This is a genomic window from Labrys monachus, assembly GCF_030814655.1.
GTDB classification, from domain to species: Bacteria; Pseudomonadota; Alphaproteobacteria; order Rhizobiales; family Labraceae; genus Labrys; species Labrys monacha.
The window spans coordinates 3,466,570-3,483,675 of record NZ_JAUSVK010000001.1 but is presented as its reverse complement, the minus strand read 5'-3'; the positions used below and the strand labels follow the sequence as shown (position 1 = coordinate 3,483,675).

General features: G+C 68.0%; 16 protein-coding genes. 6 read left to right on the top strand and 10 right to left on the bottom strand.

The features are described from left to right. Nucleotides 1-92 precede the first annotated feature (92 nt). The 5 genes from J3R73_RS15760 to J3R73_RS15740 form a co-directional block, all read right to left on the bottom strand. Nucleotides 93-809: a GntR family transcriptional regulator gene (locus J3R73_RS15760; RefSeq protein ID WP_307428616.1), complete on the bottom strand. Its 717-nt coding sequence runs from the start codon at nucleotides 807-809 to the stop codon at nucleotides 93-95. A 49-nt stretch (nucleotides 810-858) separates the two neighbouring features. Next, entirely contained in the window at nucleotides 859-1,809 is a 951-nt protein-coding gene (locus J3R73_RS15755) for an NAD(P)-dependent oxidoreductase (protein ID WP_307428615.1), read from the bottom strand. Between the two features lie 14 nt (nucleotides 1,810-1,823). Continuing rightward, a complete protein-coding gene (locus tag J3R73_RS15750) occupies nucleotides 1,824-2,549 on the bottom strand; it encodes a class II aldolase/adducin family protein (RefSeq protein WP_307428613.1) in 726 nt (241 codons plus the stop codon). 228 nt (nucleotides 2,550-2,777) lie between these two features. Next, nucleotides 2,778-4,286 (bottom strand): NAD-dependent succinate-semialdehyde dehydrogenase, encoded by a 1,509-nt coding sequence (locus tag J3R73_RS15745; RefSeq protein WP_307428611.1) that lies wholly within the window; start codon nucleotides 4,284-4,286, stop codon nucleotides 2,778-2,780. Nucleotides 4,287-4,312: 26 nt separating this feature from the next. After that, the gene (locus J3R73_RS15740) at nucleotides 4,313-5,530 is read right to left on the bottom strand and encodes an iron-containing alcohol dehydrogenase (protein ID WP_307428609.1); all 1,218 of its coding nucleotides are present in this window, start codon (nucleotides 5,528-5,530) and stop codon (nucleotides 4,313-4,315) included. A gap of 175 nt (nucleotides 5,531-5,705) precedes the next feature. Between J3R73_RS15740 and J3R73_RS15735 the strand changes: the two genes are divergently transcribed. The 6 genes from J3R73_RS15735 (at nucleotide 5,706) to J3R73_RS15710 (ending at nucleotide 12,342) form a co-directional block, all read left to right on the top strand. Next, the gene (locus tag J3R73_RS15735; protein WP_370879930.1) at nucleotides 5,706-6,422 is read left to right on the top strand and encodes a GntR family transcriptional regulator; all 717 of its coding nucleotides are present in this window, start codon (nucleotides 5,706-5,708) and stop codon (nucleotides 6,420-6,422) included. Between the two features lie 24 nt (nucleotides 6,423-6,446). Beyond that, entirely contained in the window at nucleotides 6,447-8,000 is a 1,554-nt protein-coding gene (locus tag J3R73_RS15730; protein WP_307437386.1) for a sugar ABC transporter ATP-binding protein, read from the top strand. Next, nucleotides 7,997-8,986 carry an ABC transporter permease gene (locus J3R73_RS15725; protein WP_307428606.1) on the top strand — a complete coding sequence of 330 codons (990 nt, stop codon included), beginning with the start codon at nucleotides 7,997-7,999 and terminating at the stop codon, nucleotides 8,984-8,986. Before J3R73_RS15730 ends, J3R73_RS15725 begins: the two co-directional genes overlap by 4 nt. Nucleotides 8,987-9,040: 54 nt before the next feature. Beyond that, nucleotides 9,041-9,991 carry a substrate-binding domain-containing protein gene (locus J3R73_RS15720; RefSeq protein ID WP_370879929.1) on the top strand — a complete coding sequence of 317 codons (951 nt, stop codon included), beginning with the start codon at nucleotides 9,041-9,043 and terminating at the stop codon, nucleotides 9,989-9,991. 71 nt (nucleotides 9,992-10,062) lie between these two features. Beyond that, on the top strand, nucleotides 10,063-10,650 hold the full coding sequence (locus J3R73_RS15715) for a DJ-1/PfpI family protein (RefSeq protein ID WP_307428604.1): 588 nt from the start codon (nucleotides 10,063-10,065) through the stop codon (nucleotides 10,648-10,650). Nucleotides 10,651-10,935: 285 nt separating this feature from the next. After that, a complete protein-coding gene (locus tag J3R73_RS15710) occupies nucleotides 10,936-12,342 on the top strand; it encodes an NtaA/DmoA family FMN-dependent monooxygenase (RefSeq protein ID WP_307428601.1) in 1,407 nt (468 codons plus the stop codon). 42 nt (nucleotides 12,343-12,384) lie between these two features. On the opposite strand, the gene J3R73_RS15705 is transcribed toward J3R73_RS15710, so the two are convergent. Genes J3R73_RS15705 through J3R73_RS15685 form a run of 5 tightly spaced genes read right to left on the bottom strand, consistent with a single transcriptional unit; the run spans nucleotide 12,385 to nucleotide 17,104 of the window. Then, nucleotides 12,385-13,332 carry a nucleoside hydrolase gene (locus tag J3R73_RS15705; protein ID WP_307428598.1) on the bottom strand — a complete coding sequence of 316 codons (948 nt, stop codon included), beginning with the start codon at nucleotides 13,330-13,332 and terminating at the stop codon, nucleotides 12,385-12,387. Next, entirely contained in the window at nucleotides 13,332-14,708 is a 1,377-nt protein-coding gene (locus J3R73_RS15700) for an amidohydrolase family protein (protein WP_307428594.1), read from the bottom strand. Before J3R73_RS15700 ends, J3R73_RS15705 begins: the two co-directional genes overlap by 1 nt. After that, nucleotides 14,708-15,493 (bottom strand): ABC transporter ATP-binding protein, encoded by a 786-nt coding sequence (locus J3R73_RS15695; RefSeq protein ID WP_307428591.1) that lies wholly within the window; start codon nucleotides 15,491-15,493, stop codon nucleotides 14,708-14,710. Before J3R73_RS15695 ends, J3R73_RS15700 begins: the two co-directional genes overlap by 1 nt. Continuing rightward, complete coding sequence (locus J3R73_RS15690; protein WP_307428589.1) at nucleotides 15,490-16,245, bottom strand: ABC transporter ATP-binding protein; 756 nt, start codon at nucleotides 16,243-16,245, stop codon at nucleotides 15,490-15,492. The genes J3R73_RS15695 and J3R73_RS15690 overlap by 4 nt, the downstream gene beginning before the upstream one ends. Next, on the bottom strand, nucleotides 16,229-17,104 hold the full coding sequence (locus J3R73_RS15685; RefSeq protein WP_307428587.1) for a branched-chain amino acid ABC transporter permease: 876 nt from the start codon (nucleotides 17,102-17,104) through the stop codon (nucleotides 16,229-16,231). Before J3R73_RS15685 ends, J3R73_RS15690 begins: the two co-directional genes overlap by 17 nt. Between the last annotated feature and the right edge of the window lie 2 nt (nucleotides 17,105-17,106).

Here is a 17,106-nt window from a genome sequence, read left to right as displayed (position 1 = left end):
GGGCGGACCGCGGGGCGGTCCGGATTCTTGAATTCACCCGGCCGCCGGAAGAGCGTCTCGCAAAACCGCCCGGCGTTCGGCTTTGCGATGGCTCATCGGGAGTCCTCATGGGTGCGGAAATAGTCGGCATTCAGCGCCTTCAGGTCCATCTGATCGATGTCGACGTTGCGGATATGGGCGGCGAGGCGGGCAGCCGCGAGCACCGCGTCGCCGTCGCGCACCGCCGTCAGCACGCCCCTGTGCTCGCCGACGACCGCCTCGATGTGGTCGCGCCGCATGCCGATCAGGAACTGCACCCGCATCATGTCGGCGCCGACATGCTGGCAGGCGGCCCAGGCCCGTTCGACGCCGAAGGCGCGCATCAGGCCGGAATGGAAGCGCATGTCGGCCCGGTGCAGGGCGGCCATGTCGTTCTTGTCGATGGAATGCTCCTGGTCGCGGAGCAGCATCTCCAGCTCGTCGAGGGTCGCCGCGTCGGGCGTCACATCCGTGCGGGCGACGACCGCGCTCTCCAGCGTCGAGCGGATGAAGACCGCCTCGCGCACGAGCTGCGTGTCGATCCGCGACACCAGCGTGCCGCTCTGCGGCGAGATCTCGATCAGCCCTTCGTCGAAGAGCCGGGCGAAGGCCTCGCGCACCGGCGTCCGGCTGATGCCCATCGACTTGGCGACGCCGGTCTCCGAGACATTGGTTCCCGGCTTGAGCCGCCCGGTGACGATCGCCTCGCGCAGCTCGACGCAGGCCCGCGCGGCAATGGTGTCACGCTTGCCGGATTGGGAGGAAATAACGGGCGAATTGAGCTGCAACATGGCTGTATACTGGGATCCAGACGGTGAGGGAGTCAAGCGGCAACTGCGATCAGGCCGTGTCTCGCGTGGCCGCCGCCGCTCGCACCAGGCCCGGCAGCGGCGCGCCGGCGCGGTAGGCGGCGATGGCGGCGGCGAGCGAGCGGGCGGAGCCGGCGGGGGTCGGCAGGCCGCCGACATGCGGGGTCAGGCGAACCCTGTCATGCGTCCACAGCCAGTGCGAGGAGGGCAGGGGCTCTTCGCCGAAGGCGTCGATCCAGGCGCAGCCGATCCGGCCGCTGTCGAGCGCCCCGCGCAGCGCAAGTTCGTCGAGATGGCCGCCCCGGCCGAGATTGGCGACATAGGCGCCGTCGGCGAGCAGGGAGAAGAGCGGCTCGCCGAGCAGGTCCGCCGTCTGCGGGTGCAGCGGCAGCAGGTTGACGAGCACGTCGGCGCTGCGCACGCAGTCCGGCAGGCCCTCGGCGCCCGCGGATGTGTCGATGCCCTCCAGCCGGCGCGGACGGCGCGACCATGCGCGGACGGCAAAGCCGGTCGCGGCGAGCGCGGTCGCGACGTCCGTCCCGATCGGCCCGAGGCCGAGAACCGCCACCCGGGTCGTCGCCCGCGTGCGCTTGAGCGAGGGGGCGGGGTCCCAGAGATGGCGGCGCTGATCGTCGAGATATTTCTGGTCGTTCTGGAGGCGCGCGAAGGCGACATGGTGGGCATAGTCGACGAGCTGCGCGGCCTGGCCGGCATCGAGCAGCCGCACCACCGGCGGGTGGGCGGGCAGTCGCGGATCGGCCAGGAGGTGGTCCGCGCCGGCTCCGAAGCAGAAGACGAGCTTCACGCTGTCGGACACCACGCCGAAACCATCCGGAAGCCGCCATGCGGCGAGGACATCGTATCGCCCGTCCGCCGGCCCGTCCGGCCATCGATAGGTTTCGACATGCGGAGCCAGCTCGGCGAGAACCGCGTCGAACGCCGCGTCATAGGCAAGCGGATCGGCGAGCAGGATGCGCAACATGCCGGGGTGCCGTCTCAGAACGGCATGTCGGCGAGCCGCCGCAACGCCAGCCATTCGAGTTCGGCGGACCCGTCGGGATCGGCGGCATACTGCCCGGCCGTCCGCGCCTGCACGCTCTCCGGCGGCATGAGGAGCCGCGCGCCCGAGGCCTGTGCCGCCAACTGGATCCGGCAGGCCTGCTCGAGGCCGTACATCAGCGAAAACGCTTCGCCCACGGTCCGTCCCACCGTCAGCAGGCCATGGTTTCGCAGGATCATCGCATTGTTGGCGCCGAGATCCGCCACCAGCCGCGCCTGCTCGTCCCGATCGAGCGCGATGCCCTCGAAGGCGTGGTAGCTCAGCCGTCCGTGGAAGAGCAGCGCCGTCTGGTTGAGCGGCAGCAACCCCTCTTCGAGGCAGCTCACCGCGACGCCCGCCACCGTATGGGTGTGGGCGACGCACATGGCGTCGGGCCGCGCGGCGTGGATCGCCGTATGGATGACGACGCCGGCGGTGTTGACCGGCGCCTGCGTGCCGCGGACCTGGTTGCCGTCATGGTCGATGACGAGCAGCGACTCCGGCGAGACCTCGCGGAAGAGGTCCCCGTAGCGGTTGATGAGCAGCAGGTCGGGCTCGGCGGGAAGGCGCGCCGAGACGTGGGTATGGATGAGATCGTCCATGCCGAACCGCGCAATAAGCCTGTAGGCGGCGGCGAGGTCCTCCCGTGCCGCCTGCTCCGACCCTGCTCCCACGGATTTCATTCCAGTCTCCTCTGTGCATCCTTGTATACAGGCATAGCGGAGGGCGTTTTCGGATGCAACCCCGGGGCCGCGGGCGCGATGCGGCGCTGTCTGGTAGGGTGGAATATTATCGGTTGGGTTCAAGCCACGGTGGGCATTCGAACGCCTTGACGGCGAAGCGTACCGACCGCTCGCCGATCCGGCCCCCGATCGGCAGGCGGCCCCGAAACGGGACCGCCCGCCCGCCGGTCAGAACGACGTCGCGATATATTTGGCCTCCAGGAATTCGAGCACGCCGTGGGCGCCGCCCTCGCGGCCGAGGCCGCTCTGCTTGACGCCGCCGAACGGCGCCGCCGGATCGGAGACGAGGCCGCGATTGAGGGCGATCATGCCGGATTCGATCTCGGAGGCGACGGCGAGCCCGCGCTTGAGATCGCGGGTGAAGATGTAGCTCGCCAGGCCGTATTCGGTGTCGTTGGACCAGGCGATCGCCTGCTCCTGTGTCTCGAAGCGATAGATCGCCGCCACCGGGCCGAAGATCTCCTCGCGTGCCATTTCCGCGTCCGGGGATACGTCGATCAACACCGTCGGCGGATAATAGAAGCCCTTGCCCTCCGGCCGGCGGCCGCCGAGCACGACCTTGGCGCCGCGGGCGACGGCATCGGCGACCAGGCGGTCGATCTTGTCGACGGCCTTGGCGGTGATCATCGGTCCGCAGGCGGTGGAAGGGTCGCTGCCGGGGCCGACCTTGAGCGCGCCCATGCGCCCGACCAGGCCGGCGACGAAATCGTCGTGGATGCCGGCCTGCACATAGAAGCGGTTGGCGGCGGTGCAGGCTTCGCCGGCATTGCGCATCTTGGCGACCATGGCGCCGTCGAGCGCCGCGTCGAGATCGGCATCGTCGAAGACCAGGAAGGGAGCGTTGCCGCCGAGCTCCATCGAGCTGCTCAGCACGGTCTTGGCGGCTTCGGCCAGGAGCTGGCGGCCGACGCCGGTCGAGCCGGTGAAGGAAAGCTTGCGCACGCGCGGATCGCCGAGCATGGCCGCCGTGACCGGGCCGGGCGTCGAGGTGGTGATGACGTTGACGACGCCGGGCGGCACGCCGGCTTCCTCATAGAGGCCGGCGAGGGCATAGGCGGTGAGCGGGGTCTCGCTCGCCGGCTTGAGGATGACGGTGCAGCCGGCGGCGAGCGCCGGCGCGATCTTCCGCGTCGCCATCGCCGCGGGGAAGTTCCAGGGCGTGATCAGCACGGCGATGCCGATCGGCTCGTAATCGACGAGAATGCGGTTGCCGCCGGACGGGGCCCGGCCGAGCTCGCCGGGTATGCGCACCGCCTCCTCGGCGTTCCAGCGGAAGAATTCGGCGGCATAGGCGATCTCGCCGCGCGCGTCGGGCAGGGCCTTGCCGTTCTCCAGCGAGACCAGCCGCGCCAGCATGTCCGAGCGCTCGATCATCAGCCGATAGCAGGTGCGCAGGATTTCCGAGCGCTGGCGCGGCGATGTCAGCCGCCATGCCCTGGCCGCCCCGGCGGCGGCATCGACGGCGCGCCGGGCGTCGTCGACCGTGGCGTCCGCCACCTCCGCCAGCAGATCCTCGGTGGCGGGATCGATGACGGGGATGGTATGCGCCTGCGACGCCTTCTGCCAGCGGCCGTCGATATAGAGCCCCTTCGAAAACGGCCGGCAGTCGAGTGAGGCCGCGGGGTCCGCAATGGCGCCTTCGGCATTGGCGGCTCTTGGCATCGGTGTTGCGCTCATGGTCGGGTTCCTCTGTCGATAGGGTGTCAGTGCAGGGCCTGCCGGTTGCCGGAGAAGGCGGCATTGACCACCTTCGTCATCGCGGCCAGATCGAGGGGGCGCGGATTGTTCTTCACCAGCCGGTCGATGCCGAGCGCCTGCTCGGCGGTCCAGGCCAGATCGCCGGCGGAGAGGCCGAGGGCCTGCAGGGTGGTGGGGATGCCGATCCGCTCGAACAGTTCGGCCAGGGTGCGGATGGCGGCGTCGGCGAGGGCTGCATCGCTGGCGCCGGCGAGGCCGATGGTGCGGGCGATCTGAGCGAACTCGCCGATCGAGCTGTCCCGGTTATAGGCCATGACATAGGGCAGGAGGCAGGCCACGCCGAGGCCGTGCGGGGTGTGGGTCACGGCGCCGACTGGATATTGGATGGCGTGGGCGATGGCGGTGCCGGCGGTGCCGAAGGCGAGGCCCGCGGCGAGCGCGCCCATCATCACATCGGCCCGGGCAGCCTCGTCGCTGCCGTCGGTGCAGGCCTTTTCGAGGCTCCTGGCCAGCAGCCCGATGGCCATCAGGGCATAATGGTCGGTCAGGGCGCTCTTGCCGACGAAGACCCGCTGCTGGGCGAGGTCGGCGCTCGGCTCGCGGCGGATGGCCGTGAAGGCCTCGATGGCGTGGGTCATGGCGTCGGCCCCGGCGATCGCCGTGAGCGAACGCGGGCAGGTGAGCGTGAGGTCGGGATCGCAGATGGCCGCCAGCGGGATCAGATAGGGGCTGGAGATGCCGACCTTGAGGGTGCGGTCGGGGTCGGACAGCACGGCGACCGGCGTCACCTCGGAGCCGGTGCCGGCGGTGGTCGGCACGGCGATCAGCGGCAGGATCGGGCCAGGCACCTTGAACTCGCCATAATAGTCCTGCGGCGCGCCGCCATGGCTGAGGATCAGCGCGGCGCATTTGGCCATGTCGAGGCAGCTGCCGCCGCCGATGCCGATGACGAGGTCGGGCTCGAAGCCGCGGGCCGCCTCGACGCAGACGCGGACGGAGTCGCGGGGCACGTCGGGCTGCACGCTGTCGTCGACATGCACGGCGAGGCCTTCCTCGCGCAGCAGCGCCATCATGTCGAGGAACATCGGGTCACCGGCGAGCCGGGCATCGGTGCACACCAGGGCCCGCTTCCCGAGCCGCCGTGCAACCCTGCCGAGGGCCGCCCGCTGGTTCTTGCCGAAGAGCACCTCGCGGGGCATGCGGATGGCGGAATAGAGGGACATGGGGTTTCCTGTCGGTTGACCGCGGGGAGAGGCGTCGGGCTGGTGCGGAGCGCTGCGAAACGCAGGGCCGGGATCGGCGGTGTTTCGCAGCGTATTTGATTTCAGATCCTATAGGATATTTGATTGAATATCGCGAACCATCGTGCTATCAGCGCTGAAATGTCAAGAGGCAAACATGGCAAAGCAGCGCGCTGAAGTCGCGGGAGGCAGGGAGGGCGGGGGCGATTCGACCCCGCCTCACATTCAGCGCCCGAGCGGTCTGGCCAATGAGGTCTATGAGAATATCTATGCCCAGCTGATGTCGCTCCGGATCGCGCCGGGGTCGCGCATCACCGTCGACAATCTCGTGCGCGAGCTCAACGTCTCGCAGACGCCGATCCGCGAAGCCCTCGGACGCCTGGAAGGCGAGGGGCTGGTGGTGAAGACCCATCTGGTCGGCTACAACGCGGCGCCCCAGATCACCAGGAAGCAGTTCCAGGAGCTCTACAGCCTGCGTCTGCTGCTCGAGCCCGACGGCGCCCGCCGCGCGGCGCTGGCGATGACGGACGAGCAGCTGGCCGAGCTCGCCGACGCCGCCGGCGTGATGTCCCGCCGCAGCGGCAGCGCCGACGAGCGCGTGCGCTATTCGCAGTTCGCCCGCCAGGATGCCATCTTCCACGACATGATCCACAAGATCGGCGGCAATGAGCTGATCCGCGGGACGCTGGCCCATCTCCATACGCATTTCCACATCTTCCGCCTGCTGTTCCACTCCCGCGTGACCGAGGAGGCGCTGGAGGAGCACGAGGCGCTGCTCGGCGCCTTCAAGGCGCGCGACGGAGAAGCGGCTGCCGGCGCCATGTACAGGCATATCGAACGCTCGCGCGACCGCCTGCTGCCGGTGTTCGAATAGATGACGATCGCCCTGCCTTCCGCAATGCACGATGCCCGCGAAGTCGGCTCGCCCGGCCCGTCCCGCTTCATGCGGGTCGAGGGCCTCGGCAAGGCCTATGGCCCCAACACGGTGCTGGCGGATGTGACGCTCGACATCGTGCCCGGCGAGATCCACGCCATCATCGGCGAGAACGGCGCGGGCAAGTCGACCTTCATGCGCCTGCTCTCCGGCCATGTCAGGCCGACGGCCGGGACGATCAGCCTCGACGGCCGTCCGATCGCCTTCTCCGGCCCGCCCGCCGCCGAGGCGGCCGGCATCGTGCTGGTCCACCAGGAGATCCTGCTCGCCGAGGGGCTGACCGTCGCCGAGAACCTCTTCCTGGGGCGCGAACTCACGCGCAGGGGCATGGTCGACGACCGTGCCATGCGGCGCATCGCCAGCGAGAAGCTCGCGGCGATCGGCTGCACCGTATCGCCCGACATGGCGATCAGGAAGCTCGCCATCGCGGACCGCCAGCTCGTCCAGATCGCCCGCGCCCTGCTGGACGACCACCGGCTGGTGATCTTCGACGAGCCGACGGCGGTGCTGACCAACGAGGAGGTCGGGCGGCTGCTCGACGTCATCCGCGGCCTCAGGGCCCGCGGCGTCGCGGTCCTCTACATCTCGCACCGCCTCGACGAGGTCGAGCAGATCGCGGACAAGATCACGGTCCTGCGCGACGGCCGCATGATCGGCAGCTATGTCGGACATACCCTGACGCAGGCCGACATGGCCCGCCTGATGGTTGGCCGCGAATTGTCGATGCTCTACCCGCCCAAGCGCGGCGTCTGCGGCGGCGCGCCGCTGCTGGAAGTCGAGCATGCCCATGTCCCCGGCTTCATCGAGGACGTCTCCTTCACCCTGCGCGCCGGCGAGGTGCTCGGCTTCGGCGGCATGATCGGCGCCGGCCGTTCCGAACTGTTCGAGGCTCTTCTCGGGCTGCGCCCGGGCAAGGCGGGCGCCGTCCGCGTGTCGGGCAAGCCCGTCCGCATCCGCTCGCCCCTGGACGGCATCGAAGCGGGCATCGGCTACCTCACCGAGGACCGCAAAGGCAAGGGCCTGCTCCTGAAGGAGAGGCTCGCCCCGAACCTCACGCTCTCGGCCCTGTCGCGGTTCCACCGGCGGCCCTTCCTGGAGACGCGGCGCGAAGACGCGGCACTCGGCGCGGCCATCGAGCGCTACGACATCCGCCTGCGCAGCCGCCATCTGGTCGCAGGCCAGCTCAGCGGCGGCAACCAGCAGAAGCTGCTGCTCGCCAAGGTGCTGATGACCGATCCGGCCATCGTCATCATCGACGAGCCGACGCGCGGCATCGATATCGGCAACAAGCGCCAGATCTACACCTTCATCCAGGACCTTCTGCAGGCCGGCAAGGGCTGCATCGTGATCTCCTCCGACCTGCAGGAACTGATCGGCCTGTGCGACCGCATCCTGGTGATCCGGGCCGGACGGATCGCCGCCGAACTCAGCGGCGAGGCGATGACGGAGCACAATGTGATCCTCGCGGCGACCGGCAGCCGCGAACCCCTGGCATCCCCGCAGGAGACCCCACGATGAGCGACACCACCGTCCCGGTTCTGCGCGAGGCACGGCGCTGGCGGATCGACTGGGTCGATGCCGGCCCGTTCATCGCGCTGATCGCCCTCGTCCTGATCGGCTTCCTGATCAATCCCGATTTCCTCTCGCTCACCAACATCACCAATGTCGTCACGCGTTCGGCCTTCATCGCCATCATCGCGGTGGGCGCGACCTTCGTGATCTCGTCGGGCGGCCTGGACCTGTCCGTCGGCTCGATGGCGGCCTTCGTGACCGGCATCATGATCATGGCGATGAACCATCTGGCGCCGAGCATGGGCCACGGCGCCATCCTCGCCGGCATGGCGCTGGTGCTCTGCGCCGGCGCCCTGTGCGGGCTCTTCAACGGGCTGATCGTCACCATCGGCCGCATCGACCCGTTCATCGCGACCCTCGGCACCATGGGCATCTTCCGGGCCCTGATCACCTTCCTGGCCGATGGCGGCACCATTCCGCTCGCCCGGGATCTGCGCGACACCTTCCGCCCGGCCTATTTCGGCACCGTGCTGGGCGTGCCGATCCCGATCCTGGTGTCGGCGGCGGTGGCGCTCGCCGGCGCCTTCGTGCTCTATCGCACCAAATATGGGCGCCGCTGCGCCGCCGTCGGCGCCAATGAGGACGTGGCGCGCTTCTCCGGCATCTCGGTGGCGCGCATCCGCACCATCGCCTTCGTCATCCAGGGCGCATGCGTCGCCATCGCCGCCATCTGCTACGTGCCGCGGCTCGGCGCGGCCACGCCGACCACCGGCCTGCTGTGGGAGCTGCAGGTGATCACCTCCGTCGTCATCGGCGGCACGGCGCTCGGCGGCGGCAAGGGGCACATCTGGGGCACCATCGCCGGCGCCGTCATCCTGGAGATGATCGCCAACCTGATGGTCCTGTCCGATTTCATCTCCGAATATCTGGTGGCCGCAGTCCAGGGCGTCATCATCATCATCGCGATGCTCATCCAGAGATTCTCCAGATAACCCGTGCAAGAGCCGCACGGCACCTTACGAAAAGGCTCATTTTGGGAGGACTACATGATTAAAATCAAGAGCTTGGCGATAATGGGCGCCATAGTGGCACTGGCCGCCGCGCCGGCCTTCGCCCAGGACAAGAAGACCATCGCGGTGTCGATCCCCGCCGCCGACCACGGCTGGACCGCCGGCGTCGTCTACCATGCCAAGGCTGCTGCCGATGAGATCAAGAAGGCCTTCCCGAATATCGACGTCATCGTCAAGACGTCGCCCTCGGCCGAGGCGCAGGTCAGCGCCCTCGAGGATCTCTCGGCCTCCCGTCACATCGATGCGCTGGTCATCCTGCCCTATTCCTCGCAGGAACTGACCGAACCGGTGAAGGCGGTCAAGAAGGCGGGGGCCTTCATCACCATCGTCGATCGCGGCCTCACCGACCCCACGGTCCAGGACCTCTATGTCGCTGGCGACAACATCGCCGTGGGCGCCAACACCGCCAAGTTCATGGTCCAGAAGCTCGGCGGCAAGGGCGATGTCGTGGTCATGCGCGGCATCCCCACCGTCATCGACGACGAGCGCATCAAGGGTTTCCAGGACGTGGTGAAGGGCACCGGCGTCAAGGTGCTCGATATCCAGTATGCCAACTGGAACAGCGACGATGCCTTCAAGCTGATGCAGGACTATCTCGCCAAGTTCCCGCACATCGACGCGGTCTGGGCCAATGACGACGACATGCTGATGGGCGCTCTCGAAGCCATCAAGCAGTCCGGCCGCACCGACATCAAGCTCGCCCTCGGCGGCAACGGCATGAAGGAGGTCGTCAAGAAGGTCATCGACGGCGATGCGCTGACGCCGATCGAGACCCCTTATCCGCCCTCGATGATCAAGACCGCCATCTACATGACGGCTGCCCAGTTCAACGGCCAGGCGCCCATCCGCGGCGCGCTCAAGCTCGATGCGCCGCTGATCACCAAGGACAATGCGAAGGAATTCTATTTCCCCGATTCGCCCTTCTGACGACGACCGGAGGCGGCAGGATCGAAGCCTCGCCGCCTTCGGCTGATTTCCCTCCAAGCAGAGAAGAGCCGATGCCCGCCAAGAAAATCCTGATGCTGTGCGGTGAGTTCACCGAGGAATATGAGATCTTCGTCTATCAGCAGGCGATGGAAGCGGTCGGCCATACCGTGCATGTGGTATGCCCCGACAAGAATGCCGGCGACACCATCGCCACCTCGCTGCATGATTTCGAAGGCCACCAGACCTATACGGAAAAGCTCGGCCACAGGGTGCTGATCAACAAGACCTTCTCCGAGATCAAGGTCGAGGACTATCACGCCGTCTATTGCGCCGGTGGCCGCGGGCCGGAATATATCCGCACCGACAAGCGCATCCAGGCGCTGGTGCGCCATTTCCACGAGACCGAAAAGCCGATCTTCACCATCTGCCACGGCGTGCAGATCCTCGTCGCCGTCGACGGCGTGGTGCGCGGCAAGAAGGTGGGCGCGCTCGGGGCCTGCGAGCCGGAAGTGACCCTGGCCGGCGGCACCTATATCGATCTGTCGCCCACCGAAGCCTATGTCGACGGCACCATGGTGTCGGCGAAGGGCTGGACGGCGCTGGCCGCCTTCATCCGCGAATGCCTCAAGGTGCTGGGCACCGAGATCCGGCACAACTGATCCGCTCGCCGCCGGGCTTTCAGCACGAAATCATATCCCGACGCATATAGGCATGCACGCACAAGGCCGGGCAGGGCGCTTTTCTCGGAAAGGCGTCCTGCCCGGCCGCGGTTTGGGATTTCACGCCGATGGCCTGACGCCATCGGGCGCCGGCGTCGCTCCGGACATCTCCGTTGACCGTTTCCGTAGCTGAGGAGAGAATGGCGGACGCCCGGCGTTTTCGCCTGCGGGGGACGGTCCTTCGTTCGTCCCGTCAGCCTTCTCCAGACTCCATGGAATAATGTCATGCTGCCGTCAGGGCGTCCTGCGCCTCGCTCCGGTAAGAAGATCCTGAGCTTCAATCTCCTCGACATGCCGACGGTCAGCCACAACAATTACGGCCTGTGGCGCCACCCGCATAATCGCAAGCGCTACAACGACCTGAAATACTGGACGGACTTCGCCCAGTCCTGCGAGCGGGCCCTGTTCGATACGCTGTTCTTTGCCGATGTCCTCGGCGTGGCGGCGGGCTATGGCGGCAACAACGACATCGCGATCCGCGAAGGCATGCATGTGCCGCTGAACGATCCGCTGATGGCGATTTCCGCCATGGCCGCGGTGACGCGCCATCTCGGCTTTGCCGCGACCGTCTCCACCACCTATGAGGCGCCCTTCGCCCATGCGCGGCGCATGTCGACGCTCGACCACCTGACCGACGGGCGCATCGGCTGGAACGTCGTCACCTCCTACCTGCCGAACGCCAACGAGAATTTCGGCGTCGCGCCCGACAGATACACCCATGACGAGCGATACGATCTCGCCGAGGAATTCATGGCGGTCTGCTACAAGCTGTGGGAGGGCAGCTGGGCGGACGACGCGGTCGTCCGCGACATGACGGCCGGCGTCTATGCCGACCCGGCCCGGGTGCGCCGCATCGACCATCTGGGCCCGTATTTCCAGGTTGCCGGCCCCCATCTGGTCGAGCCTTCGCCCCAGCGCACGCCGGTGATCATCCAGGCCGGGAGTTCCGGCCGCGGCAAGGCGTTTGCAGCCAGGCATGCCGAGGCCGTCTTCATCGGCGGCCGGTCGGCGGAGGCCTACCGGCAGAACGCCGCCGACGTCCGCGCCGAAGTGGTCCGCCAGGGCCGCGCGGCGGCCGACGTCAAGATCCTCGCCGAAATGGGCTTGATCGTCGCGCCGACCCAGGCCGAAGCGGAGGCCAAATTCGCGGATTTCCAGGCGATGAGCAGCGCCGACGGCTATCTGGCCCATCATTTCGGCTCGGGTGCGGACCTCCTGAAATATGATCGCTCGAAGACCATCGAGGAGATCGCGGCCGAAGGCGGTCCCGGCGCCGGCTTCCTCAGCCGCTATACCTATCCGCCGGGCACGACGGTCGGCCGGGTCATCGACCAGGCGACGCGGCTCGACTCGTCCCGGTCCCTGTTCACCTGGGGAACGCCCGAGCGCGTGGCCGACAAGATCGAGGAATGGGCGGAGACGCTCAGCGTCGACGGCTTCCTGATGCGGCAGATGATCTCGCCGCGCTCGGTCGACGATTTCGCCGATCTGCTGGTGCCGGAAATGCAGAAGCGGGGCATTTATCGCGAGCGCTATGAGGCCGGCACGCTGCGCGAGAACATGTTCGGCACGCCGACGCCGCGGGTGCGCCCGAGCCATCCGGCGGCCGCCTTCGCCTTTGCCGCGCCGTGAACGGGGATGGCAGGCCCTTCGGGAAGGGCCTGCCGGAGGGCTTCAGGGCAGCCTCGCCAGGCGCTCCAGGAGCAGGGCGTAGAAGCCGTCATTGTCGAGGTCGCGAAGCACCATGCAGTTCGGCGGCTTCTTGGTGACGTTCCACCAGTCCACCACCGTCATGCCGGCGGTGAGCGGCGAGACCAGGTCGATCGCGACATGGCACATCCGGCCGCCGAAGAGATCGGGGCGGAGGAGATAGCCGATGACGCAGGGATCGTGCAGCGGATAGCTGTCCGTCCCGAATTTCTCGTTGCCGAAACGCTGGTAGAACTCGGCCATCCCGGCAGACTGGATCGCCGTATTGGACCCGACAGTCCGTAATTCGGCGAGCCAGCCCGGGGTCAGGATGGCTTTATAGGTGCAGTCGATCGGCACCATCGCCAGCTTCACGCCGGAAGTGAAGACGACATGGGCGGCATGCGGGTCGACGAAGATGTTGAACTCGGCCGCCGGCGTAGTGTTGCCGCCCTCGAAGAAGCCGCCGCCCATCAGCACGACTTCGGCGATGCGCGGCACGATGGCCGGCTGCTTGACCATCGCCATGGCGAGGTTGGTCATCGGGCCGAGCGTGCACACCGTGACGGTGCCGGGCGGCGCCGCCATCAGGCTGTCGATGATGAAATCGACGCCGTGCTTCTCCCCGAGCGGTGCCGAGGGCGCCGGCAGGTCGCAGCCGTCGAGGCCGGAGTCGCCATGGACATATTCGGCCGTGAAGAGGGAGCGGACCATCGGGCGCTCGCAGCCCGGATAGACGGGGATATCCGCGCGGCCGGCCAGTTCCAGCACCATCTGGGCATTGAGCGTGGTGCGGGCGAGCGGCACGTTGCCGGCGACGGCGGTGACGCCGATCACCTCCAGCTCGTCCGGCGAGCCGAGCGCCAGGAGCATGGCGAAGGCGTCGTCCTGGCCCGGGTCGGTGTCGATGATGATCTTGCGGGGCGTCGCCATCACGGCATGCCCTCGGCGGTGAAGAGCGGCTTGGCGCGCTGCCACACGCTCTCGGCGACGATCTGCGCCTCGCGGATCGCCTCGGCCTCGTCCATGCGGGTGAGGCGCTGGTCGTCCACCAGGCATTCGCCGTCGACGAACACATGCGTCACGTCGCGGCCGCAGGCGTTGTAGACGATGTTGGTGATGAGGTTCTCGACCCGGAGCGGATTCATCCAGGAGGTCGACACGTCGAGCAGCATGACGTCGGCCCGCTTGCCGGGCTCGAGCGAGCCGATCTGGCTTTCGAGGTTGAGGCAGCGGGCGCCGTCGATCGTCGCCATGCGCAGGACATCGCTCGCCACACGTATGCCGACCTCGCCGTAGAGCACGCGCGCGATGACGATCGCCGAGCGCATGACGTTGAACATGTCGTTGGAGAGCCAGTCGGTGCCGAGCGACACCTTCATGCCGGCGTCGTAGATCTTCTTCATCGGCGGGTAATAGGCGCGCTTGCCGACCAGGAAGGCCGTGTGGCTCATGCAGGAGCCGGTGTCGACCATCATGCCGATGTCTTCATCGTCCATGTAGACGCAATGGGCGCCGATGAAATCGGGCCCGAGCATGCCGAGTTCCTGCAGCAACGGGATCGACTTCTTGCCCCACAGCTTCACCATGAACTCGTTCTCGCCGGGAACAGCGCACAGGTGGGTGTGGAGCCCCACGCCGTATTTGCGGGCGAGTTCGCCGAGCCGGCCCATGCTCTCGGGCTTCAGGCGGTCGGGGCCGTCGGGCGCGACGCGGCAGGTGATGCGGCCATTGGCCTTGCCGTGCCAGTTCTCGATAAGATCGATCGCCTCGTCGAAGCCCTTCTCGAGCAGATGCTCGTCCCAATTGCGCTCGAACCGGCCGAAGCCGATCTTCGAGGAATCGACTTCGCGGACCTCAGCCGCCACGATGCCGCGCAACCCGACGGCCTCGATGATGCGTGCCGATTGCGGCTGCTGCCACCAGCATTCGTTGATGGTGGTGGTGCCGGTCTTCAGCATCTCGATGCCGTGCACGATGCCGGGGAGATAGACGTCGTCGAAGGTGATGATGTTCTCGTGCATGCCGAGCGCGATGTTGAACGGGCCGCCGAACGTCGGCACGTCCTCCGTCAGGGCCTTGGTCAGCGCGCCGGCCAGATGGGTGTGCGTGTTGACGAAGCCGGGCAGGATGGCGCGGCCCCTGGCGTCGATCACGCGGTCCGCGGTTTCCTTCTGCGGGGCGAGATCCGCCGCCGGCCCGACCGCCAGGATCCCGGTCTCGTCGAACAGGATGGCACCGTCGCGGATCACGGCGGTTCCGTCGCCGCTCATGGGTATGAGGTAGCCGCCGCCTATATAGGTCTGCATCACTGTCTCCGACGTTGGGGATGGGGGGCGTCCGGGCGCCGGGCGCCGACGCTGCCGTTGAGGAAGAGGGCGTGAAGATGGTCGCGCTCGACCGCGCCGACCGGCATGTCGGCGACGGCCTGGCCGCGCACCATGACGACGACCCGGTCGGCGATCGCCAGGCCGCGCGCGACATTCTGCTCGACCAGCAGGACGGGAATGCCGCGTTCGCGCCGGATGCGCTGGATGGCGGCGAAGACGATGTCGATCATGGCGGGGGCGAGGTCGCTGGACGGCTCGTCCAGCAGCAGGACGCTCGGGTCCGACATCAAAGTGAGGGCGATGGACAGCATGCGCCGCTCGCCGCCGCTGAGCGCGCCCGCCGTGGCGCCGAGCCGCTCGCCGAGGCGGGGGAAGAGGTCGAGGACGGCCGTCTGGGCCGCCGCTCTCCTGGCGGGCTGCAGATAGGCGCCCATGCCGAGATTGTCGCGCACGCTGAGGCCGGAGAACACGTTGGCGTTCTGCGGGACATAGCCGATGCCGGCGGCCGCGCGCCTGTGGGGCGCCCAGCCCGTGATGTCGGCGGTGCCCTTGTACAGCCGGCCGCCGCCGATCGCCGTCAGCCCCATGATCGTCTTGAGGAGCGTCGACTTGCCCGAGCCGTTGGCGCCCAGCACCAGGAGGATCTCGTCCGGACGCAGCTCCAGGGTGACGTCGTCGAGGATGGTGAGCGGGCCGTAGCCGGCCGTCACGGCCTGCAGGCGAAGCGAGGGCGGCGCCGAAGCCGTCGGCAGGGTCGTGCTCACGCCACTTCTCCCAGATAGGACCGCATCACCCGCTCGTCCTGCCGGACGTCGGCGGGGGTACCGCGCGCGATGATGGCGCCGGCATCGAGCACCACGACCTCGTCGCAGACATCGGCGATCATCTCCATATTGTGCTCGATCAGCAGCACGGTGCGCCCTTCGCCGGCCATCGCCTTGAGGAAGACGATCTGCTGCTCGACCAGCACCGGATTGACCCCGGCGGCGGGTTCGTCGAGCAGGATGACGCGCGGTTCGCTCATCAGCGCCATGCCCATGGAGAGGAGCTTCTGCTGCCCTCCCGAAAGGCTGCCGGCGGGGTGGTTGGCCAGATGCGCCAGCCCCAGCCGCTGCAGCATGGCATAAGCGGCCTGCGCGCAGGCCGCTTCGGCCCGGCGGCTGACGCCGGGGCGCAGCAGCAGCGTCATCAGGCTCTCGCCCGGCTGGTTTCGCCGGCCGACCATCATGTTCTGGATGACGGTCAGGCGCCGCGCGAGGCGCGAGATCTGGAACGTCCGCGCCACGCCCCGGGCGGCCACCTGGTCGGGCCGGCCGGCCGGCACCGGCACGCCGTCGATGGTCACCGCGCCGCTGTCGGGCGCGATGGCGCCGGCAATGACGTTGAGAAGCGTCGACTTGCCCGAGCCGTTGGGGCCGATGAGGCCGAGGATCCGGCCGGGCCGGGCTTCCAGGCTGACGCCGTCGAGCGCCCGGACGCCCGAGAAGGCGACGGTAACGTCACGGATCAGCAGCATGGATCGTCACCTTGCGTTCGGGAAAGAGGCCCTCCCGGCGGAACAGGAAGACCAGCACGAGGATGAGGCCGAACACGCCGAGCCGGAGATTGGCGACGAGGTCGAAGGGCAGGCCGCTCCAATCCGCGACGAACCGGGTGGAGACGCTGATGATCTGCACGAAGGCGGTGCCGACGACCGCGCCCACCAGCGATCCGGCTCCCCCGAGGATGAGGGCCGTCCAGACGATGAAGGTCTCGCCCACCGTGAAGGAGGATGGCGCGACATATCCCACGATATGGGCATAGAGAATGCCGGCGAGGGCCGCCATCAGCCAGGAGACCAGCGTGATCACGGCCTGGGCGCGGAACGGATTGCGCCCCAGCGTGGCGGCCAGCAATTCGTCTTCGCGCAGCACCCGCAGGAGCCGTCCGAGCGGGGAGCGGTCGATGCGGCGGGCGAGGAGCAGCATCGCGGCCAGCAAGGCCACGGCGAGCACCATCGCGACCACCGGATCCGATACCCGGGGCACCGCCGTGCCGTCCTGCCCGCCGGCGATCGGCGCGACATTGACCATCAGGAGGCGGAACAGTTCGGCCGCCCCGAGGGAGACCAGCGCCCAGTAATCCTGGGACAGCCGGCCGGCGGGAACGAGGACGACCAGGCCGCCCGCCGCCGCGAGGACGAGCCCGAGCACGATGCCCTCCTCCAGCGAGAAGCCGTGGGCGGCGGCGATGGCCGGCCCGTAGGCGCCCAGCGCGAAGGGGAGGATCTGGCCGAAATTGACGAGGCCCGTCAGGCCGAACTGCAGGTCCAGGCTCAGGGCCACGACCGACCAGATCGAGATCATCGTGACGGCGAAGATGAGGAAATCGAGCATGG

What these genes read in the sequence shown, in the direction of transcription:
- J3R73_RS15760 (WP_307428616.1), bottom strand. Translation starts at nt 809, where the DNA reads ATGTTGCAGCTCAATTCGCCCGTTATTTCCTCCCAATCCGGCAAGCGT.
- J3R73_RS15755 (WP_307428615.1), bottom strand. Translation starts at nt 1,809, where the DNA reads ATGTTGCGCATCCTGCTCGCCGATCCGCTTGCCTATGACGCGGCGTTC.
- J3R73_RS15750 (WP_307428613.1), bottom strand. Translation starts at nt 2,549, where the DNA reads ATGAAATCCGTGGGAGCAGGGTCGGAGCAGGCGGCACGGGAGGACCTC.
- J3R73_RS15745 (WP_307428611.1), bottom strand. Translation starts at nt 4,286, where the DNA reads ATGAGCGCAACACCGATGCCAAGAGCCGCCAATGCCGAAGGCGCCATT.
- J3R73_RS15740 (WP_307428609.1), bottom strand. Translation starts at nt 5,530, where the DNA reads ATGTCCCTCTATTCCGCCATCCGCATGCCCCGCGAGGTGCTCTTCGGC.
- J3R73_RS15735 (WP_370879930.1), top strand. Translation starts at nt 5,706, where the DNA reads ATGGCAAAGCAGCGCGCTGAAGTCGCGGGAGGCAGGGAGGGCGGGGGC.
- J3R73_RS15730 (WP_307437386.1), top strand. Translation starts at nt 6,447, where the DNA reads ATGCACGATGCCCGCGAAGTCGGCTCGCCCGGCCCGTCCCGCTTCATG.
- J3R73_RS15725 (WP_307428606.1), top strand. Translation starts at nt 7,997, where the DNA reads ATGAGCGACACCACCGTCCCGGTTCTGCGCGAGGCACGGCGCTGGCGG.
- J3R73_RS15720 (WP_370879929.1), top strand. Translation starts at nt 9,041, where the DNA reads ATGATTAAAATCAAGAGCTTGGCGATAATGGGCGCCATAGTGGCACTG.
- J3R73_RS15715 (WP_307428604.1), top strand. Translation starts at nt 10,063, where the DNA reads ATGCCCGCCAAGAAAATCCTGATGCTGTGCGGTGAGTTCACCGAGGAA.
- J3R73_RS15710 (WP_307428601.1), top strand. Translation starts at nt 10,936, where the DNA reads ATGCTGCCGTCAGGGCGTCCTGCGCCTCGCTCCGGTAAGAAGATCCTG.
- J3R73_RS15705 (WP_307428598.1), bottom strand. Translation starts at nt 13,332, where the DNA reads ATGGCGACGCCCCGCAAGATCATCATCGACACCGACCCGGGCCAGGAC.
- J3R73_RS15700 (WP_307428594.1), bottom strand. Translation starts at nt 14,708, where the DNA reads ATGCAGACCTATATAGGCGGCGGCTACCTCATACCCATGAGCGGCGAC.
- J3R73_RS15690 (WP_307428589.1), bottom strand. Translation starts at nt 16,245, where the DNA reads ATGCTGCTGATCCGTGACGTTACCGTCGCCTTCTCGGGCGTCCGGGCG.
- J3R73_RS15685 (WP_307428587.1), bottom strand. Translation starts at nt 17,104, where the DNA reads ATGCTCGATTTCCTCATCTTCGCCGTCACGATGATCTCGATCTGGTCG.